This window comes from Scytonema hankhaensis NUACC26, assembly GCF_045865695.1.
Classification (GTDB): Bacteria; Cyanobacteriota; Cyanobacteriia; order Cyanobacteriales; family Nostocaceae; genus Scytonema.
This window is the reverse complement of record NZ_BAACAP010000181.1, coordinates 1-19238: the sequence shown is the minus strand read 5'-3', so window position 1 is coordinate 19238 and position 19238 is coordinate 1. Positions and strand designations below refer to the sequence as shown.

Sequence of the window (19238 nt, the reverse complement as noted above, 5' to 3'; positions counted from 1 at the left end):
ACCTCTCTTCACAATTGGCAAAGGTATTGTATAAATAAGGGAAAACTTCAAATTCTAAGTCATGATGGATGTGTAACAATAGATGAAAAACAAGAAATTTACGAAAATCGACAAAGTTTCTTTGGAGGAACACTGGTAAACATTACACTCTTGTGCGACGAGTCATACTATGCATTGGACTTTGAACCAGATGAAGAGCTGTTGTTTTAAGGGGGAGGTCTAGACTATGAAACACGAAATCTTTACCCTAATAGGCAAAAACTGCATTACACCGGGCGATGGTCAAAGGGTGTACGATTTGGTTCATCCAGAATTGTTAGCAGATCTACCTGTAGAATTAGACTTTGCAGGAGTGGAAATTTTTGCTTCCCCCTTCTTCAACTTCGCTATTGGGCAACTACTGAGAGATATCCCCCCAAGTCACCTTAAGCGTCTGTTAAAGGTGTCTAACCTTAACCAAGTTGGTAAGCAAATACTTAAGCACGGGAATTGAAAATTCAAAGCGATATTACTCTGACTCTGATTTTCGTAGTAGAGTAGACCAAGTTATCAGCGAACAGGCTAACACCCTTTGATGTCAGTTAACTATACAGTTCAGGCTGAGGTTGTTGATATCCGGTCTGACACTCCGAAAAAAGAAGACATATTTTTGGTAGATACTAATGTTTGGTACTGGCAAACTTACACTAATGCCAGTACTTCTTCTCGCCTCTATCAGATTACTGACTACCCGTCCTACGTTGCAAAAGCCATTTCCGCTAACTCATTGCTTTTATACTGCGGTCAATATTAGGCTGAATTAGCTCATAATATTGAGCAGGCAGAAAGACAAATTTTTTCTCCCACAATCAAAGTAAAAGAATACCGTCATAACTACCCAGCAGAGAGGGCAAAAGTCATTGCAGAAGTTCAAGCTGCTTGGAGTCAGGTAACATCGACTGCAGTATGCACTGATATTTTAGTTAATGAAGCTACAAGTAATGTTGCCCTTGCGAGATTTCAAACTCAATTGCTAGACGGTTATGATTTGCTCATGCTAGAAGCAATTGACAAAGCAGGAGTCACACAAATAATTACTGATGATGGTGACTATGTTAGTGTCCCAGGAATAACAGTTTTTACGGCTAATACAGGTGCGCTCGCAGCAGCTAGTAGCCAGGGTCAATTGTTGGTTAGATAGAGGAATGCTTTCGGAATGCGATCGCGATCGTCGAGGAATTTTATTTTTTTATACTCGTTAATATGAAAACTGTTGTCAAGTATGAGTCATCAGAATTTGTTTGCTCACTATTCTGAAGCGCAAATATCGCGGACAATAACCGACAATGTAGTGGTCTTTAGTGTTTAAAATTAAAGCCTGAGAATCGTAGGGATTGTGAAATTCGTGCGCTAACCATAACGTTTCCCCAGGTTCTAGTCGATCGATCCGCTCAATCGTACTGCTTGACAAATGTCGCAACCCGTGTAAGAAAAAGTAAAGATAGTACTGTCCTTGTTCATTAACTTCTGGACAGGCAAAAACGGCGAGTGTGTCTGTTTCTCGTTCCCCACCACTACGAGCTAAAATTGCAATTGGGTCTTTTTCATCGTTGAGAATATTCAGCCATTCAAGAAAACTTGAATAGTCAGGACGCTTACGCGACATTAACCGATTCGCAAACACTGGAAATAAATAAGTTGATGTATAAATTTTATCTAAGCGCGGAAACGAAGACAAAGGCTTAAAAGCACATTTCTCTTCAGCTTCTTTTACACCTTGAGTATAGACAAATTGATAGATACCCCCATCAAACGTTAAGCGACCAATGGGGAACCAACAGCGACTAAAGGGGTCAAGCCAAGCTAAAAACAGTGTTTTTGGTGTTTTCAAGGTAATGTTTCCCTCAAGGTAAGTAGCCTGTGAAAGTTTATTTCAAGAATGGATTGAGCAAAACGACTTGCATCGGGGGAAATGCGCGAGCAATTAATGCGATGAAAAATATCTAATATATTTGCTTTCGAGATATTTTCAAGTTGTGCCAACCATACACAAGCGGCTTCAGGATAGCGATGAGCAACGAGTGAAAACACATCAAAAGTTTTAAGGGTCTTTCTATCATCAACACTGCCATAAAATGCTGAGAAACATTTGTTTGCGTAAGCCTGAACTGAGCGTTTCTGTCTTTGAGAGTCCGAGAGGTCGCGTCCTAAACTTGAAGCATGGTCGTAAGTAGGTGCTAGGTGTTGGGTTTCTTCTGAAGTCAATGCTGTTTTGATTTGGACAATCCCCCAGTTTTCATGGTGACGGTCTCCATTACCAATCCATGCATCTAGCAGAAGATAGCCAACAAACACATCTACTGCTTTTTGGATGCCAGACGGCGGTGTCCAATCAATGGGTAAATTTACAGATTCGCCTGCAATTACCTTCAGTACTACATCTATTGTATGCTGTGATATACCAGAAGTGCCAAATGTAGGGTAGTTCGGCACAATTGAGGAAAGAAGCTCGTTCCCATGAACAAGCGTCCCTTCTGGTGGTAAAAAGTTGGGTGATATTATGCCACGATCTCCAGACCAAGTAGAAGCCAATTCGTAAACAGCATGAGGAAGTCCCAATAGGGAGCATAAATAGTAATGCAACTTTTTCTGCCCAATCTTCCCCCAGATCTGGTCGGCTTTGCTTATAAAGACAACGACCAAGTTTCTCGTGGTTAAACCAAAATTTATACTTACTACCTAAAGTTTCATTTGAGGATGCTGCATATGCTTCTTGGGTGACAAGCAGGATTGGGAATTCCGAGATCATAAATTGGAGCGAACGCACAGCTACCAGATTAAAACAAAATAATGTTATGTTTTTCTACCACACTCGGTCAATTTTCTAAATTTATCCACATAACCTATCATTTCTAATTTGTTCGCCAGATACTATCACAAAATGCTACTCATGTCAGCATTGAGTCAGAAATGTCGCCTGATGAGGTTTTATGAGCTTAGGCAGAGCAATTCTCTTAATTACTCTGGTGATTCCAGGTGTGTTGGTCACAGGTTCATCACTTTACTCTTTCAATCTTGATTATATAGCTATGGGGAGAACCGAAAGGTATGTAGAAAGGTTGGTTAGGGAAGGAAGAAACAATGAAAGACAGTTGGATCTTGCCTATCATCGCAATCTAGTTCACCGCATAAACGCACTATCCAATGGAACTTGGGGATTTATCGGTGCAGCGATCGCAGCTATAGGCATTCATGGAATTGCCACTACCAAAGACGAGACAATCCAAGATCAAAAGAAAGCCTCAAAGTAGTTCGTAATTCGTAGTATGCGCTCCGCGCACGCTATGCGAACGTAATTCATAATTGATTGAGTTACCGACAATGAATTACTTTTTGGATATCATCAAGAGAGCGATCGCGATAACGCCCGTAACGCTCCTGTTTATTTTTTATTTTCTCTCCTAGGTCTGGCAGTATACCAAAGTTAGGTGGCATTGGCTGGAAATGCTTGGGTGAAGCCGAACTAATAAATTCAAACAGCGACCCCATCATTGTTGTATTGGGTAAAGTCAAAGGTTCTTTACCCAAAGCAACACGTGCTGCGTTGGTTCCCGCCAGCCAGCCGCCAGCAGCAGCAGCTGTGTAGCCCTCAGTTCCAATTAACTGTCCCGCCGCAAATAAAGTCGGGCGCTCTTTAAATTGCAAATTAGGAAGCATTAACTGGGGAGCATTAATAAAAGTATTGCGGTGCATCACTCCCAACCTTACAAATTCTGCATTTTCCAAACTAGGAATTAATCGAAAAACACGCTTTTGCTCGCCCCATCGCAAATTGGTTTGGAATCCTACCATATTCCAAAGCTGTCCGGCTTTGTCTTCTTGTCGCAACTGTACCACGGCATAGGGACGTTCTCCAGTGCGGTGGTCTGACAATCCCACGGGTTTCAAGGGACCGTAGCGCATGGTATCTTCTCCCCGTCTTGCGAGTTCTTCAATTGGCAAACAACCTTCAAAAAACTTTGCCGTTTCCCTCTCAAAATCTTTTAATTCTACTTGTTCGGCTGCACAAAGTTCTTGCCAAAACCGCAAGTACTGCTCTTTATTCATCGGACAGTTTAGATATGCCGCTTCACCTTTGTCGTAACGAGAAGCAAGAAAAGCAATATCGCGGTTTATAGATTCTCCCACAATAATCGGGCTAGCAGCATCAAAAAAGCTGAGGTATTCCATTCCAGTGAAGCGGCGCAAATCTTCTGCTAAGTCCGGGCTTGTTAACGGGCCTGTTGCCAAAACAACAATACCTTCCGGGATACTACGCAATTCTTCTCGCCGGAGTTCAATTAAGGGATGGCGAGCGAGGGTTTCTGTTAAATCAATGCTGAATTGTCCCCTATCTACAGCAAGCGCACCACCTGCAGGCACTGCATGTTCGTCAGCTTTCGATATCACAATAGAACCCAGTCGGCGCAACTCTTCATGCAACAAACCCGCCGCGCGATCGCTTGCCATTGCTCCAAATGAATTGCTACATACCAATTCCGCCAAATGTTCCGTGTGATGAGCACCGCTAAATTGTTTTGGACGCATTTCCCACAGAATGACAGGTATCCCAGCTTGGGCTATTTGCCATGCTGCTTCTGTCCCGGCTAGTCCACCTCCAATAACTTGAATCGGTTGCTTTTCCATACTCATCCGAACGACGACATTTGGCAGAATTTATTTCATCTATACCAAGTATAGTATCCTTTCCCATACATGGCTCTTTAGGTAACGGCTGTAGAAGCCTCGGAGCTAGTTTGACTTAACTTCCGCTTGTGTAGTCTGTCGATTGGGGTCATGGTTAAAATTGTTATTTCATATTTAAGCAACTTATGACCCTCGAACAACAACTCGAAAAACTTGCCAAACTCGGTTTAACGCTTAATGAAGGAGTTACGATTGATGACCTTTTGTACTCATTTGACCGGGAGGATTATGAAAAAAAACCTTTTGATTTAATCTTATCTATGCTCGGCTCGTGCGTTCAGCGCGAACCTTGGGGAAGGTTGATATCAGATCGGGTGTGGTCATTTGACACTGAGTGTATTTACCAAACAGGTGATTATGCCAGGATTGTTAAGAAACTATGCTCGCTTGCAAATAAACCAGATTTAATCAACGGTCTCAAAGATTTTGTAGATATTGAAGAGCGGGAAGCATGGCTTAAATACAGAATTAACGGTAAACATTATGGCTGGACTATTTATGTTAATGATGATTGGGCTGACACATTAACTCTTTCATACGTTATGGATCGTATTGAAAGTGATGGTTTTCACTTTTACTACAAAGATAGTGGGCAAGCAATGATTTTATTTTACTTGCATGAAATAGCTGCTTTTCAAATTAATCAATTGTCAGGCAATATACTTCAACGAATTACCTAAGAATGACAACAAAATAGGGCGCAAGGCCGCCGCGCCCCTACAAATCTTATGAAATGGTTCTGAAAAAGAACACTTGTCTGACTTAATATTCGGTATATACTGAGATAACCTATAATCTAGGTAATAGAAGTAACTGCCTTGGAGCTAGCTTGGTTCAACTTGCGATCGCGTAGTATTTTAAGAACCCGTTTAAATTGTTCAAACTCCTCCTGGTTCAATTCTGTTTTGCTCCATGCTTCTCGTTGCATTAAGCGATCGAGCCAGTCATTCAACTTAGGATAATTTTTAAGACTTATCCCTGACTGAACCAATAAAGATATAGCTCCTCCTACAACGATATCTCCCAAGGTTAAGCGATCGCTACCAAAATAAGAATTCTCTCCTAAAAGTTCTACCAAAAAGCTGAATACTTTATTTATGTGTTCCCTAGCTTGTACAACTTTGGGAGAGCTTGTATCTTCATATAACTGTGTAATTATCTGAGGTAAAAGCTCATTGTTCGTTACCATTTGTACCATTCTGACTGTAGCCAATCCTTGGGCTTCTTTAGGCAACATTTCAGGTGTTGGATATTTAGCTTCTAAATAATCCATAATTGCTAAAGATTCTATGACGCGGAACCCATCATCAATAATGACTGGAACGTGATGAAAAGGGTTAATTGCTAAAAACTCTGGTTCCATTTGACTGCCATTCAAGTTTACCAAAATCGGTTCAAAGGGAATGTTTTTTTCTAGTAAGGTTACCCATACACGACGAGCCATTGGCGAGCGGGGATTGTAGTAGAACTCAAGCATCAAAAATTCCTCCTAAAATGTTACACTCCAATCAGACCATTCGGTCTGTTATTTGACATACGAATGTATTTCGTTTTATCAAACACTTATGGTTCCAGCGAATTGGACACTAGCGGAAGTGTTTTAATTCTTCCTCTGCCATGTGCCAAACATTTTCTTCTGCTGGGAATAAACTTTGTTCGACATCTTCTTTATACTTTTGTATTGTTTGAGCAGTCAAAGTTTGATAGTCTTGATATTTTTTGGCAAGTTTTAGCTTGCGCGGTGTGATTCCTAAGATGTCGTTCACGATGAGAACTTGTCCATCAGTAAACCTACCCGAACCAATTCCAATGGTGGGAATACTTAGTTTTTCAGTTACGATTTGACCGAGTTCTTCAGGAATTAGTTCTAAAACAAGCATAGAAATACCAAGTTTTTCCAGTGCGATCGCACCTTCAATAATTGCATTTGCCTGCTCAAAAGTTTTTCCTTGTACCCTTTTCTGCTGATGAGTTTGTGGTAGTAAACCAAGATGACCGCATACTTTTATATCATGTTTAATAAGATGCTTAATAACTTCTTCTCGAACCCCTTCTAATTTAACAATATCTGCTCCATGCGCTAAAAGTTTTTTGGCGTTATCGAGGGCTTGTTTGGGAGTTTCATAGGAATTATAAGGCAAATCGCCAAGAATATATGCTTGGGAGACTCCTCGTCGAACAGCTTTGAGATGATGGGCAATATCATCTACCGTAACTTCTTGTTCGCTATCATATCCAAGTATATTAGTGCCTACGCTGTCACCAACAAAAATGACATCAACCCCAGCCTTATCTTCCAACAGTGCTGTATGATAATCATACGCTGTTAGGGCTACAATTTTTTGATGATTCCGCTTTTTCGCCAACAAGTAAGATGAGTCTTTTTTCATGGGAACCTTGACTTTCAGACCAGTAGGTCTGTTTTTAGATAAGAGTAAATCTTAATACATTTTAATTGCTTTAGATTTGCACGTGGTTCTTTATATACTCGTTTAAATGCTGAGTGACTCTTTCTATATAAATCAGGTCTCCATATAGCTTGCTCATCATCACAGCACCCTCAAGTGAAGAAATCATAATGGTAGCTATTTCATCAATATTCACCATCGAGCGAATTTCTCCCCTTTCGATACCCTTTTGGATAATTTGAGAGACCATTTCCCGCCAAGAGTCCATTGCTTGTCTCGCACGTTCTCGCAAAGCAGGGTGCGTGTCATCACTTTCGATAGCTGTGTTTAGTATGGGACAACCTCCCTTGATAATTGGGTTATCTATATTGCTACGAAAGATATCTACGATCGCTTGCAATCTATCCACAGCATGATGCTTGCTACGCAATATAGTTCTGTAACGCTCTTTAAATTGAGCTACGGCAAAATCAAACGCTTGCAGTGCGAGCTCGTCCTTGCTTTGAAAATGATTATATATGCCTCCTTTCTGCAATCCCGTAACGCGCATAATATCCGCAATAGATGCACCAGCATAACCCTGTTGATTAAACAGTTCGGCTGCTTGTTGGAGAATTTTCTCTTTGGTTTCTTCGCCTTTAGACATTTTGATGTTTCCGACCACTCGGTCTTTTTTTATTTAAACTGATGAGTCGTCCTAAGTCAAGCAGTTGGTGGAGGGACTAGGGGACTTCACGCAAAGGCGCAAGGCACAAAGCTATCTAGAGCATTTTCGCGCCTTTAGGTGAAGCAGAAAAATGTGTGCAAAAAGTGTAGGAGAACGCAATTACCACATCGTTAATCTGTATCTACCATTTTCTTGCGGCATTGCGGAAATCACCACAACATAGTAAGTACCATCATCAGGTAACTTTGCTTTATCAATGAGAGCGCTGTACTTGCGATCTTTGTCTAAATCCGAAGCAATAACTTGCCCTTTAGAATTCATCAAGACCACGTAAGGAATAAACTCCTCATAAACACTCTCTACACGTATACTGACACGTTGGTCTCTCTTCCCTTGAAACTTAGAAACATCATAAGAGTTTCTATTTTTTTTCAAAGTTAAATTTTCATCTAATTTAGATGCTTCATCTAAAAGATAGCCGGATGTGTCGTTTCTGAGAGCTAAACTATAGCGACCTATATCTTTAGAATCTCGGCTTGTGACAGCGATCGTATACTTACCCGCTACAGGTAATCGTGCAAATATGTAGGCGTCTTTGTTTTTTTGTGTAGTTCCCCGACTCACAAGGACGTTATTATCGGGAGCGAGTAGAAGAACAAATGGTTCTAAAGCCAGATTATTAGTACGGCGATTATCTGCACTACCAGTTAACCTGATTTGAATGCGTTGGTTTTCTTGCCCGTCAAACTGATAAAAATGGTAACGCCTGCCTTTGTATTGATAATCGTTAGGAGTCAGAATACCAAGTGCAAAGTCTACAAAATTAATCTCTTTAAAAGCTATTCCATTGGATGAGTTAATTGGTGAATTTTCCGTTCTTTGTCTGTCGATCTGTCTTGAATTTACAGCAGCAGTACGCTCAACTATTGGTTTGGAATTTGAAGTCGCCGTGCGATCGCTTGAAGTACGTCCTCCTTGTCGTGAGATAGTATTTTGTGCGGGAGCAGTCGCGGTGTTCCTACTTGGAGCCGTCTCTACTTGTGGCTTGGGCTTGGGTGCGGGAGCAGTCGCGGTATTCCTACTTGGAGCCGTTTCTACTTGTGGCTTGGGCTTGGGTGCGGGAGCAGTCGCGGTATTCCTACTTGGAGTAGTGTCTGTTTGTGGCTTGGGCTTGGGTGCGGAAGCCGCCGTGCTCGTACTTGGAGTAGTGTCTGTTTGTGGCTTGGGCTTGGTTGCAGGAGCCGTTGCTGTATTGGTAGTTTGGGGTTTGGGTTTGGGTGCGGAAGCCGCCGCCGTGCTCGTACTTGGAGTGGTCTGTGTTTGTGGCTTGGGCTTGGTTGCAGGAGCCGTTGCTGTATTGGTAGTTTGGGGTTTGGGTTTGGGTGCGGAAGCCGCCGCCGTGCTCGTACTTGGAGTGGTCTGTGTTTGTGGCTTGGGCTTGGTTGCAGGAGCCGTTGCTGTATTGGTAGTTTGGGGTTTGGGTTTGGGTGCAGGAGCCGCCGCCGTGCTCGTACTTGGAGCAGTCTCTACTTGTGGTTGGGGTTTGGGTGCGGGATTGGCAACGTTAGCACTTGGAGTGCTACTTTGCGAAGGTTTTGGTGCTAAAGGAGATTCAATCGCTTGTTTTGGAGTAGTTGGACTCACAGGTACTTGGGGAGTCTCTACTTGCTCAACGAGTTTACTGACTGCTTCTTGTTCTCTTTCATCTGGTAGTTTAGCGATCGTGTAGGGATTGGTTCGCTGAGCCTCTCTGAAGACTTTTACAGGCATAGTATAGCCGGATATTAACAAGCTACTACTTATACAACAACTAAGAAGGAATTTAGCTCTGTGTATGTAACTGTTTTCGCTTTTTCTTGACATAATCCGATTCCTGCAAAATAAAGGTATACGATTCCCTAGAAATAAGATATTTGTATAGTTTTTTTTTCAGCTAATAAAGGAGCTTCATAAAAAAATGTTTTTAGCCAAACAGTTTTTGACTCTTAAAAGAGGAAAATAAGATTAAAAAAATGAAAATTAACTGTAAATATAAGAAAAATCAGTGAATGTGTGCAATTTGTTCATTAAAATTCTTCATTTCTAATTTTTTTAGAGGAATCCTAAATTGTTTGTGAAAAATTTTTATTAGTATAGATAAGTTTGTACCACACAAAAGCCTTATATGTGTGGCATAGTCCTATCTACTTACATTTTAAAAACAAAATTAGGACATTTATATATTAACATAGTGAAAAATCAAAAGATTTAATGCGTTACCCCGATTACATTCATGGTAAATGTATCATAAGTAGACTTGACAAAAAGCTTATTTAATGTGTTTACGAAAGATTGATTTTTCAAGTATCGAAGCAATGTCCTGCCTTGATGTGAAGTTGTTAAATCGACTGAGCTCGACTCCAAATAGTAATTGATGTTGAATCGAGCCGATTGAGAATTTACCAATCAGATCTACTGTCAAGTTATAGGCATTGTTGCCAACGGCAGGCAAGCCGAGCGCTATTTGACTGATTACATCAATGTTATCTGCCTCAAAAGTCAAGTTGGTGTTCTGACTAATTTCCCAACGTAGGACAGTGACTTAATGCCCGCCGATCTGGGTTCTGACATCATTCGTACCCCCATCAATTGCTGGACTACCTGTATAAAGGGTATAAGTATCATTATCATCGTACCCACCCAAAATGAAATTGACGTTACCTCTATCTTCAGGAAAGCCACAGGTAGTATCGTTTGACAAATTGAAGCCCAGCTCGATGATGGTGCCATCACAATTTTTCCCGTCGAAAGCTTATGTTCTCCGAGCGTAATAAATGTTTCCAATTATTCCGAATTAACCCAATCGGTCTTACAAGTGCGATCGCACTCCATAACTTCACCGTTATACTGCTGAATCGGTGGGTACCAGACAATCTTGCTCTTGTAGTCTTGTGTAGTATAGTTAACAAAGCTTACAGATTTTTGTTGCGAGCGCTTATGAGTCAGCAAACCTATCTCAAAGTCCCATTTGTTTGGGAAGAGCCAAAACCACGGATTGAAGTTTCAACTCGGTTGACTTTTGAGCCAGCCAAAGCAATTTGCGACAATCCTTTAATTTCAGTCGTTGCGCGTGTCATGACTTCATCAAGTGATGCAAACGATCGAAGACTTGTAGCAGAACACGATCCTGATAAAGCGGCTGAGTGTTTGTTGAATTCATCAAAAGATGGCTTTTCGTACCAAGATGAATGGTGGCAGTTCGGAATTAACGAAAAAGGGGACATTGTAGGATTTGTGCTTCCGGTCACTTACACGGGGTGTGCCAAAGAAAGTTTAGAAGAAGGTACAATCTACTACATTGGGGTTGTGCCGGAGTATCGAGGGCTGGGTTTTGCAAACGATCTTTTGTCAAAAGGAACGCGGACATTACAAGAGGTCGGAGTCTGGCGAGTCTTTTGTGATACGGCTGTCAATAATGCGCCCATGATTTCTGCGTTCAATCGTGTTGGCTATCGGCAGTATAGTGAGCCTTGGGAACGCCCTCTTTAATCGCCATTTGTGAAAAAGTTGACGCTCTACTGAATATTGACTTTTGCACCCTTACAGTTCACTGCCACGATGGCCTGGGGTTGGCGGTCGATAATTACCTAGAGAACCGATTCAGATAACAACTGCATAAGTGAATTCTGCTGATATTTATAAATAATCACTTCTTCAACAATTACACATGGCTACTTATTCAACTCAAATTCAATTTGGTGGTTCAGATGCCCCTTGGCATGACGATGCGGACTTGGTGCTTGAAATCAAGAATCGTCAGGACGTTGTTCCATCTAAGAGTTTACCTGCTACGGGCACCGTAGTTACATGGTCAGGGCCTAATGGGAATGGCAGTATCACTTTTTTTGACGACGCCAATTCGTTCTTAGGGTCTGCACAGTTTCCAGGCGAAGGTCCTGTAGGTTATCGAGGACAGCTAAAGTAGTCTTGTCTACAGTATTCGCTAACGGCATCCATCCGGATCGCAAAGGAACCTCAAAGGAGCCTTGCCTTACGCGATCGCATCCCTTACCTAAGAATTGAAAGTGCGATAAGCGAAGTTTAACGGCTAAAGCCATATCGCATTCCTCTAATTTGTAAAACACTCTGGCGGCATCAAAAACAAACCAACGAGAACCACAACACTCGTAAATTCTATAATGGTAGGGAGTTACAAGTCTCATAAGTTAAACTTGAGACGGTTCAGCTGATAGTGTGCCTTGATGAAAAACCATTTGCCATCGCCCGGACAGTAATTTCCAGATAGAACTGCGAAGCGAATACGTCGTTTGTCCGGTTACCTCATTGTACCGAGCAGCGCGGTAAGTTGCTAATATCACCCCTGGTGCCAAAGCTCGTGTCTGAAAATCCATTAACGACAATTGTTCTGCAGACTCGGATTGGAGAGCTTCTACTATGTGTGACTTATCGAAAATACGTCCCGAGCTTCCAAACTCTGTAAATTCATCTGCCAGCAGATACGCTACATCATGTGAGGATGAACGAAATTCTGGTTGCAGTAATTGCTCTTCAAGTTGCTTAAGTTCTTCGTTGTACGAATTGTCTGTTTCCATAGCGGGGGTGCTGATTCTACTTTAGGATTGACAGATACTCCTTTTATAGTAAGCTACAGCTTGTAAACTACCCTTAGTGCCACTATGTTTGATGATAACGAAGAAGACTTAGAGGATGACAACTTAGAAGAAGACCAAGAATATCCAGAAGAACTTCTCCCAGTGGTTGAACTCTCAGATGCTATCTTCGATCTGATTGAAAAACTTGAGAAAGTTCAGGAAAAACTTGAGAATTACGAACAAGAATATCTTGAGGCTGACTCAGGAGTTCGTCAATCTTTTGATTTACCAAATCGAGAGGTATTTGAACGGTGGGATGAATTTATCTACAATGCCATTACAGAATTAGATGACTTGGGAGAAGCAATATAATCACTGAGGTTATAGCACAATTATGTATAAATTACTGACTTGGCAAAGGTTGTGGAAGCGATCGCCTCATTCATTTCTAACAACCTATCTGACAACTCTGACAACTTGAGAGCGGAAAATAAAGTTTTGTGAAGAATTAGCAGGCTTTGCGTAAAGCTTGCACTTTATAAGTGAGTAGTAAGCAGGTGTTAGCCTGATTTCCATAATTATGGTCTACTCAAAAAAGAGTACAACGACTGCAACATACCAGGGGGTGCAATGTCACAGATAACGACAAGTTGTTCCTTTTTATTAGGTATTGCGATCGGTGGTGCAACCGTCATAAGTGCAAATTGTGCTCTTGCCCAAATCACCCCAGATGGTACTTTACCTAATAATTCTGTCGTTACACCAGATGGTAGTACCTTTAATATTACCGAAGGAACTCAAGCAGGAAGCAATTTGTTCCACAGCTTTAGTGAGTTCTCTGTTCCTACTGGCGGCATCGCAATATTTAATAATGCTCTTGATATTCAAAACATTATTAGTCGGGTAACGGGTGGGTCAGTTTCTAACATTGATGGGTTAATTAAAGCTAACGGAACGGCTAACCTGTTTCTGATTAATCCGTCGGGTATTATTTTTGGTAAAAATGCCGCGCTGAATATTGGAGGGTCTTTCCTAGCAACTACAGCAAGTAGTCTGAAATTTGCTGATGGTACAGAGTTTAATGCAAAGACTCCTCAAACAACACCGCTGCTAACTATAAGTGTCCCCATTGGTTTGCAATTTGGAAATAATCCAGGAAGTATCCATAGTCAATCACTATCGACTGTAGACCAAAATGGTAATCCATCGCAGTACGGGCGGGTTGTTGGTCTACAGGTGCAGCCAGGTAAAACCATAGCGCTAGTAGGGGGTGACGTGACGCTGGATGATAGCTTGCTGAGAGCAGAAGAAGGACGCATTGAGTTAGGTAGTGTTGGTAGCATCAGTCTAGTCAGCTTGGCTCGTATTAATGACCGAGCACATAAATAAATAGTGTACCCCTCGTCAGTACTACTAACCTGTATCACTCAACCTCATAGCTCAAGGGAAGTGCGATCGCTCGAGGAGCAAGGTCAGACGTCATCGCTTTTATTAGATAACTTGGGAAAACCACTATAATCCTTGAGATACAAAGCACAATAGGCGATAGCTTCGCTACTGCCTCCGGCAGATCGCATTTATTTCACGTCATAAACATTCAGAATATCTTTACAATACACAGTAGCGAAAGAACCATAAGTTTTTATTTGGGTACAGTGTTAGATATCGCACCTGAGTTACTGCCCAATTAAAATACTAGGTTCACCCGTAAACCAAACACCATTTACAATTAGGTGTTTGATGAGCCACTTCTCGCCCTCCCGTACCAAACTCACATCGTATTGGTTCTTCATGAGACAGTGACGACTGCGCTGGTTCGGTGGAATGTGTTGAGCTTCCACAATCGCATAAAGCTTTGCCGTATCGCCATTTATTTCTGTACGCGGGTTTGTGACAGAGTGTGTGGTAACGAGCAAACAAACGCTTGCTTTCAAGAGTTGGATAATCGGATCGCGCCCGGTTAACACGGGAAAATCTAACCCCCACAACTTGTTACCTTGGGTAAAATCAACAACTGCATCGGGTGTCAGTGATGAGACAAGCAGTTCTTCACTATTAAAATCAATACCCACTGATTGAAGGTCCAAGTTCGGTAACTGATGACGATCTCATTGTGGAAATGAAGCAGGAAAGGACTAGTGCAGTGGCGATAAGCCGGGTACGGCTTGCGCTAAGAGCGATCGCGGTTCCATCTCTGCTGCCAAGTTCCATTTATGAAAACCATGAAGAAAAAAGAGTAACTATTGCTACTAAAACAATGCTTTTTAATACTGACCCTTTAGTTGGTTACGCGACTGTTAGTGGTATTCCTTTTATACTGCATGAAAAATCTCCTTACCAAGTGGACTTTGACTATAAATTGCTAACGACCAAGTCAAAGTTCATGGATGCGATGGCGTATGCAGGAAAAGTTGTGGCTAAAAACCATGCTATCTCCGATAAAGACTACGATACTGCAATTGTTGCTGTAAGTGTTGATAAAGAAGTCACTGATATGACAAGTGGCGATCGGGCTGCATTCAAAGATGAAATAGTTAACTTTGCTGTAGATTATGCGACTCAAGTTGAGTACGACTACACCAGTTTTGTCAATGCTTATAACCAAGGAGTGCCACTTTACTAAACTTGCTGTAATATAACTGATACGCGGGATCGCATACGGTAGAGTTAAGTAAAACTATGCTCGCTTGTTTGAATCTGATTGTGCTATGGACTGCCTACGATCGCAACGTGAAGAAAAAAACATAACCATTTATGACTTGATGGATGAAATTTTAGTGGTTTGTCCGCGTTGTCAAGCACTAGCATATATTACATCTGTTTGTTCTGACAGTACAACCGTTCCAACTTACTTTCAAGCACGGCGTCTTGTATGTAGGGGATGTGAATTGAGTCAAGATTGGGCGAGTCAAAGTGTTGGATACGATTGGCATGCAGACCCCATGCGCGATCCTTACTTTAAACTACCACTGTACTTACAGACCAAATATCGCCAGTACGTATTGTGGGCATACAACGAATGCCATTTACTGCTGCTAGAACAATATATCGCCAGCTCGTTGCGTGGATCGAAGCCCGTTCCTCAATATGGGTGGCATAATCAAAGCTTATTTAGCCGCTTACCCAAATGGATGATTGTTGCTAAACATCGTCCTGGCTTACTGAAGGCAATTTCCAAACTCAAGCAAGAAAAACTGGGTACAAACTGAGTGGAAACAGCCTTATCGATCGCCAGCCTGTATTTCTATTTCTTACAAAACTTTACAACAAGGTGGCGGTGTTGCAAGGGTATATGGAGCGATCGCAGTGCCATTGCTGATTCTAATTGTCAGTCTCTTGCGTTTCTTCGGGCAACTTGTTCGTAAGGCAGACTTATCGTGTTGGGTCATCGCTAACTTTAACAATCAGCTTGCCAAAGTTTTTCCCTTGTAATAAACCTATAAAGGCATGGGGAGCTCGATCCAATCTCTCTACAACGTCTTCCTTATACTTGAGTTTACCTTCTCGCAACCACTCAGAAACATCTTTGACGAATTCTGCCTGACGATGTTGGTAGTCACCAACGAGAAAACCCTTGATAAGAGCGCGTTTAACCAACAATGGCATTAAATTAGGACCGGGAGGAGAATTTTCAGTCGCTCACGAGATTGCTACTAGAACAATATATAGCCAGTTTATTGCGTAGCTCGAAGCCCGTTCCTCAATATGGCTGGCATAACCAAAGCTTATTTAGCCGCTTACCCAAATGGATGATTGTTGCCAAACACCGTCCTGGCTTGCTTAAGGCGCTCGCCAAACTCAAGCAATAAAAACTGCATACATACTGAGTGCAAACAGCATTTTTGATTGCCTGTATTCCCCTTGATTACAAAACTTTACAACGAGGTGTGCAAGTGGCACGGGTATCTAGAGAAATCGAACTTTATCCCACAGAACCAAAGTGCAATACGGCTTGAGCCGTTAAGATTCACTTATCGCTACCTCACCCGACCCAATCTTTACACAGTAGCTCGGCGACATATTGCAGCACTGTCACCGTCGCCTTACTTTTTAATAAATAGTTGGTAATTATATTAACAGCAGAACCTAACTAACGGACATAGTACTTTAATGTTTTTCTGGCAAATCTGGCGTATCCTTATTGGTAGTGTTAACCGTAACTAAGAGTACGGGTTTTTGTTTGGGTTAGGGTTTGATGAAAATAGGAGTGCGATCGCTTATTGAGCGGGCATTACAGCCAAAGATATCAACAAGGGAAATTGAAGTCCCCCACTCTTTACCCTAAAACTTCCATAAGGAGCAACGCACCGCACAGACTAATGCACTCAGCTAAAACTTCCCCAATCACGTGGTAGAAACCAAGGAGATTTTTTAGTATCCCAGATAACGAACTCCCCCGGATTAAAAGAATCTTTAGTAGCTTCAATCTGAATTACTTGCTCTGGTGGCAAGCTGAGAGTGTGGTTTTTAGTATCACTGTCATAATCCCAAAAATGGTAGCGATTTGACTTATCTTTTGCAGTTTCTAATCTACCAATAATACTCCCCATTTTCTCAACTAAACCTCGTAGATAGTCAAGATACTCCTCCGCTATCAAAGCAACTTCTTCATCTGTAAATCCAGAACACTCTTTGTTCAAAGCATAAACAACGAAATCTTTATCATATTTGTACAGTTGAAATTTTTTAGGATTTTTGGTAGAAGAACGATAATAGGAGTAAAATGATTTATAAAATTGTAGTATAATCTCAATAAGCTGGTTAATAGCACCTTGAAGTTGAGGGTCTTCTTCTGTTTCAAGAATAGCTTCCAGAAAAGACTGCCATCTGCCAAAATTCCCTCGATCTCTTTGACCTTGAAACAGGAAATGAACTTTGCTCCAAACTTCATCACGCTTTGAATTATTTTGAAGAAAGGGAATTATTACCTGCAGATTTTCTATAAGAGATGAATTAACACGCTCTAAAATCTCTTTTGCTGTATTCACAAGATTATTAATTTTTCTAATTTTTGAATCAGCTACCCAATTTTCCGCTTTAGTGCTAACTCGATTCAGTTCTCGGACAATAGCTTGCAATTTCAGGTTTCCTGGATTCGACTTACGCGCACTAGAGATTAAATCTTCAATCCATTCCTGAGCCTCAGCTGTTTTAATTAAACTAAAGGCAATCTCAGCTAAGTTATTGCTTACAGTGATTTCATCTAAATTTCTATTTAACTCAAATGATAACATTTACTCCAGTAAGAATTTGGTAGGAAAAGCATCCACTAAAGCATTGTGTAAAAGCCTTTGCTGTTAAATCCTCAGCTAGTAGCACTACGCCTTGAGTTGATGGAAAATCGTGAAATCCCTTAGATTGCCATTCATCGCGTTTGATGGATGGAAGTACAACCCTAAAGTTGAAAGACACCAAACCCCGTGTTTCCCGTGGTACATCTAACTTATTTTTAATGGCAAACATTTGGTCTTCTGCTTGAGCGACAGGTGTCTCAACTTCTGAATGCCAGTTGTTCATCTTCCATTCGTGACCGTAGATGCTAGCAATATTATTGATAGTGCATCCTTTGCACTCAAATACCCATAAACCTAACTCTCGATGCAGCATGAGAATATCGGGTTCTCTGTGCAGCTTTTCCGTTTTATGAAAAATGGGGTAGCGATAAAACGCCACCCCAGGTTCATTTTTAAATGCCTCTTTTAACCTTTCCCAAACTTCTTTTTGAGCTTTGTTTTGGTCGAAAGGTTCATAAGGATGAAATTCCATAGGACAATGTGTTTTTCTATATTCAGTATTATTTCTTGTATTTTATTTGTCCTATGCTTTAGAGGCTCTCGTCATCAGGGAAAAACAGTAACTTAGATACTAAGGCAAATACACGAAGAATTACTTATCATCCCTACTTCTAATTATGGCGATCGCTTGTGGTGGGTTCGTGCGATCGCACTCCATCCATTAGACTAAAAGTGCGATCGTGATGGTAGCGGATTCATACAATTGCACCAAAACCAGATAAAGTGCAAGCAGTTCAGCACGTTAAGTACGCAAGAGCTGGATTGAGAGGGAATAAGGGGGAAATATCTAGAATACGAACTTCCCCCAGAACTAAGAGGAAGTGCAATCTGCCGCTATGCTGTAGGTTTGCCTATTACCTTCTTCCGCCTTTGCCTGTTTGCAGAACGTATGTACTGAAACCAAACTGCACAATAAAGCGATCGCACTCGCACTACTCTATCCAAAACCATCCCACTTCACGCAAGGCTTTGCCCATCACCTATCAACTGTGCCAAAAAAAAAAGCATCCAACCTCGATGCACGCACCACTTCCCCCAGTACATTCCCCATTCTCCGCACCCGATCGACTCCCTCTGGTGAGTTCTTGAAAATCAACAATTAAGCCTGCCTTCTTTGCCTCTCTTAGTTTTCTCACCTCTTGCGGCATCAATCCCCTCACTCGCTTCTTCTCAACAGGTGTCAACGCCTCCCATGCCTCTTGCTTGTAGTCCTCGCGAACAGCCACAGCAACTCTTATTTCCCGCCAAGTCGTAGCTACTTGAAACGTCTCAAAATCCTCGCTTATGCTTCTAGATCCTGACAAATTTTGGGTCTGGTTACACCTAGTTAGGTGTGACGCAGCTTGGTGAAGCGGCGGATTAGATATGCCGCAAGGAAAAAGAACGGTGCCCAGCCAACGAGGAAGAGAAAAAACGCTGGCGAAAACGATCCGGGCTGATTGCCTAGGTATGCACTAGTAGCTGGATCGTCGCCTTTGATTGCGATGCCGATCGCCGGTCCAAACCCTTGAAGCGCACCCCACCAACTGAATGCTGCCAAGCAGCTCGTGCC

Annotated in this window: 27 protein-coding genes and 2 pseudogenes; 13 read left to right on the top strand and 16 right to left on the bottom strand. The window is 41.8% G+C overall.

Annotation, left to right across the window (positions count from 1 at the left end):
* Positions 1-226: 226 nt before the first annotated feature.
* The 3 genes from ACKTT2_RS17170 (at position 227) to ACKTT2_RS17160 (ending at position 1180) form a co-directional block, all read left to right on the top strand.
* Positions 227-493, top strand: coding sequence for an STAS-like domain-containing protein (locus ACKTT2_RS17170; RefSeq protein ID WP_407889023.1), 267 nt, complete (start codon positions 227-229; stop codon positions 491-493).
* Positions 494-574: 81 nt separating this feature from the next.
* Positions 575-793 carry a hypothetical protein gene (locus tag ACKTT2_RS17165; protein WP_407889021.1) on the top strand — a complete coding sequence of 73 codons (219 nt, stop codon included), beginning with the start codon at positions 575-577 and terminating at the stop codon, positions 791-793.
* A 240-nt stretch (positions 794-1033) separates the two neighbouring features.
* Complete coding sequence (locus ACKTT2_RS17160) at positions 1034-1180, top strand: hypothetical protein (RefSeq protein WP_407889019.1); 147 nt, start codon at positions 1034-1036, stop codon at positions 1178-1180.
* Positions 1181-1255: 75 nt separating this feature from the next.
* Here ACKTT2_RS17160 and ACKTT2_RS17155 read toward each other — a convergent pair whose 3' ends face one another.
* Positions 1256-1870 (bottom strand): HIRAN domain-containing protein, encoded by a 615-nt coding sequence (locus ACKTT2_RS17155; protein WP_407889017.1) that lies wholly within the window; start codon positions 1868-1870, stop codon positions 1256-1258.
* Positions 1867-2622: a HipA-like protein gene (locus ACKTT2_RS17150; protein WP_407889015.1), complete on the bottom strand. Its 756-nt coding sequence runs from the start codon at positions 2620-2622 to the stop codon at positions 1867-1869. Before ACKTT2_RS17150 ends, ACKTT2_RS17155 begins: the two co-directional genes overlap by 4 nt.
* A 347-nt stretch (positions 2623-2969) precedes the next feature.
* Between ACKTT2_RS17150 and ACKTT2_RS17145 the strand changes: the two genes are divergently transcribed.
* Positions 2970-3290 (top strand): hypothetical protein, encoded by a 321-nt coding sequence (locus ACKTT2_RS17145; protein WP_407889013.1) that lies wholly within the window; start codon positions 2970-2972, stop codon positions 3288-3290.
* A 61-nt stretch (positions 3291-3351) separates the two neighbouring features.
* On the opposite strand, the gene trmFO is transcribed toward ACKTT2_RS17145, so the two are convergent.
* Complete coding sequence (gene trmFO, locus ACKTT2_RS17140; protein WP_407889011.1) at positions 3352-4665, bottom strand: FADH(2)-oxidizing methylenetetrahydrofolate--tRNA-(uracil(54)-C(5))-methyltransferase TrmFO; 1314 nt, start codon at positions 4663-4665, stop codon at positions 3352-3354.
* A 185-nt stretch (positions 4666-4850) separates the two neighbouring features.
* On the opposite strand from trmFO, the gene ACKTT2_RS17135 reads away from it, so the two are divergent.
* Positions 4851-5405, top strand: coding sequence for a hypothetical protein (locus ACKTT2_RS17135; protein ID WP_407889009.1), 555 nt, complete (start codon positions 4851-4853; stop codon positions 5403-5405).
* A gap of 116 nt (positions 5406-5521) precedes the next feature.
* On the opposite strand, the gene ACKTT2_RS17130 is transcribed toward ACKTT2_RS17135, so the two are convergent.
* The 5 genes from ACKTT2_RS17130 to ACKTT2_RS17110 form a co-directional block, all read right to left on the bottom strand.
* Positions 5522-6202 (bottom strand): glutathione S-transferase family protein, encoded by a 681-nt coding sequence (locus ACKTT2_RS17130; protein WP_407889007.1) that lies wholly within the window; start codon positions 6200-6202, stop codon positions 5522-5524.
* Positions 6203-6311: 109 nt separating this feature from the next.
* A complete protein-coding gene (gene panB, locus ACKTT2_RS17125) occupies positions 6312-7115 on the bottom strand; it encodes a 3-methyl-2-oxobutanoate hydroxymethyltransferase (protein WP_407889005.1) in 804 nt (267 codons plus the stop codon).
* Between the two features lie 70 nt (positions 7116-7185).
* Positions 7186-7779 (bottom strand): TetR family transcriptional regulator C-terminal domain-containing protein, encoded by a 594-nt coding sequence (locus ACKTT2_RS17120; protein WP_407889003.1) that lies wholly within the window; start codon positions 7777-7779, stop codon positions 7186-7188.
* Positions 7780-7959: 180 nt separating this feature from the next.
* The gene (locus ACKTT2_RS17115) at positions 7960-9663 is read right to left on the bottom strand and encodes a PPC domain-containing protein (protein ID WP_407889001.1); all 1704 of its coding nucleotides are present in this window, start codon (positions 9661-9663) and stop codon (positions 7960-7962) included.
* A gap of 718 nt (positions 9664-10381) precedes the next feature.
* The gene (locus ACKTT2_RS17110) at positions 10382-10540 is read right to left on the bottom strand and encodes a hypothetical protein (protein WP_407888999.1); all 159 of its coding nucleotides are present in this window, start codon (positions 10538-10540) and stop codon (positions 10382-10384) included.
* A gap of 53 nt (positions 10541-10593) precedes the next feature.
* On the opposite strand from ACKTT2_RS17110, the gene ACKTT2_RS17105 reads away from it, so the two are divergent.
* Positions 10594-11328, top strand: a complete 735-nt coding sequence (locus ACKTT2_RS17105) for a GNAT family N-acetyltransferase (RefSeq protein WP_407888997.1) — start codon at positions 10594-10596, stop codon at positions 11326-11328.
* A 178-nt stretch (positions 11329-11506) separates the two neighbouring features.
* Positions 11507-11764: a hypothetical protein gene (locus ACKTT2_RS17100; protein WP_407888995.1), complete on the top strand. Its 258-nt coding sequence runs from the start codon at positions 11507-11509 to the stop codon at positions 11762-11764.
* Here ACKTT2_RS17100 and ACKTT2_RS17095 read toward each other — a convergent pair.
* Together ACKTT2_RS17095 and ACKTT2_RS17090 are read right to left on the bottom strand one after the other, a co-directional pair.
* On the bottom strand, positions 11676-12002 hold the full coding sequence (locus ACKTT2_RS17095; protein ID WP_407889091.1) for a hypothetical protein: 327 nt from the start codon (positions 12000-12002) through the stop codon (positions 11676-11678). The genes ACKTT2_RS17100 and ACKTT2_RS17095 overlap by 89 nt on opposite strands.
* Before the next feature lie 3 nt (positions 12003-12005).
* On the bottom strand, positions 12006-12392 hold the full coding sequence (locus ACKTT2_RS17090; protein ID WP_407888993.1) for a nuclear transport factor 2 family protein: 387 nt from the start codon (positions 12390-12392) through the stop codon (positions 12006-12008).
* 84 nt (positions 12393-12476) lie between these two features.
* On the opposite strand from ACKTT2_RS17090, the gene ACKTT2_RS17085 reads away from it, so the two are divergent.
* Both ACKTT2_RS17085 and ACKTT2_RS17080 read left to right on the top strand, forming a co-directional pair.
* Positions 12477-12764 (top strand): hypothetical protein, encoded by a 288-nt coding sequence (locus ACKTT2_RS17085; RefSeq protein WP_407888991.1) that lies wholly within the window; start codon positions 12477-12479, stop codon positions 12762-12764.
* 258 nt (positions 12765-13022) lie between these two features.
* A pseudogene (locus tag ACKTT2_RS17080) lies at positions 13023-13754 on the top strand (filamentous hemagglutinin N-terminal domain-containing protein); the annotation flags it as partial.
* Between the two features lie 314 nt (positions 13755-14068).
* Here ACKTT2_RS17080 and ACKTT2_RS17075 read toward each other — a convergent pair.
* Positions 14069-14464 (bottom strand): nuclear transport factor 2 family protein, encoded by a 396-nt coding sequence (locus ACKTT2_RS17075; protein WP_407888989.1) that lies wholly within the window; start codon positions 14462-14464, stop codon positions 14069-14071.
* Here ACKTT2_RS17075 and ACKTT2_RS17070 point away from each other — a divergent pair.
* Together ACKTT2_RS17070 and ACKTT2_RS17065 are read left to right on the top strand one after the other, a co-directional pair.
* Positions 14464-15015, top strand: coding sequence for a DUF2252 family protein (locus tag ACKTT2_RS17070; protein WP_407889079.1), 552 nt, complete (start codon positions 14464-14466; stop codon positions 15013-15015). The two genes, ACKTT2_RS17075 and ACKTT2_RS17070, sit on opposite strands and share 1 nt — an antisense overlap.
* Positions 15016-15100: 85 nt before the next feature.
* Positions 15101-15601: a hypothetical protein gene (locus tag ACKTT2_RS17065; protein ID WP_407888987.1), complete on the top strand. Its 501-nt coding sequence runs from the start codon at positions 15101-15103 to the stop codon at positions 15599-15601.
* A 163-nt stretch (positions 15602-15764) separates the two neighbouring features.
* Here ACKTT2_RS17065 and ACKTT2_RS17060 read toward each other — a convergent pair whose 3' ends face one another.
* Positions 15765-15998 (bottom strand): hypothetical protein, encoded by a 234-nt coding sequence (locus ACKTT2_RS17060; protein ID WP_407888985.1) that lies wholly within the window; start codon positions 15996-15998, stop codon positions 15765-15767.
* Positions 15999-16039: 41 nt separating this feature from the next.
* Between ACKTT2_RS17060 and ACKTT2_RS17055 the strand changes: the two genes are divergently transcribed.
* Positions 16040-16201: a hypothetical protein gene (locus ACKTT2_RS17055; RefSeq protein ID WP_407888983.1), complete on the top strand. Its 162-nt coding sequence runs from the start codon at positions 16040-16042 to the stop codon at positions 16199-16201.
* A gap of 18 nt (positions 16202-16219) precedes the next feature.
* Positions 16220-16348, top strand: coding sequence for a hypothetical protein (locus ACKTT2_RS17050; RefSeq protein ID WP_407888981.1), 129 nt, complete (start codon positions 16220-16222; stop codon positions 16346-16348).
* 369 nt (positions 16349-16717) lie between these two features.
* On the opposite strand, the gene ACKTT2_RS17045 is transcribed toward ACKTT2_RS17050, so the two are convergent.
* The 4 genes and pseudogenes from ACKTT2_RS17045 to ACKTT2_RS17030 all read right to left on the bottom strand — a co-directional run.
* On the bottom strand, positions 16718-17626 hold the full coding sequence (locus tag ACKTT2_RS17045; protein WP_407888979.1) for an effector-associated domain EAD1-containing protein: 909 nt from the start codon (positions 17624-17626) through the stop codon (positions 16718-16720).
* A complete protein-coding gene (locus ACKTT2_RS17040) occupies positions 17613-18158 on the bottom strand; it encodes an NERD domain-containing protein (RefSeq protein WP_407888977.1) in 546 nt (181 codons plus the stop codon). The genes ACKTT2_RS17045 and ACKTT2_RS17040 overlap by 14 nt, the downstream gene beginning before the upstream one ends.
* Before the next feature lie 511 nt (positions 18159-18669).
* Positions 18670-18912, bottom strand: coding sequence for a hypothetical protein (locus ACKTT2_RS17035; protein WP_407888975.1), 243 nt, complete (start codon positions 18910-18912; stop codon positions 18670-18672).
* A 101-nt stretch (positions 18913-19013) separates the two neighbouring features.
* Positions 19014-19238 (bottom strand): annotated as a pseudogene (locus ACKTT2_RS17030) (hypothetical protein); the annotation flags it as partial.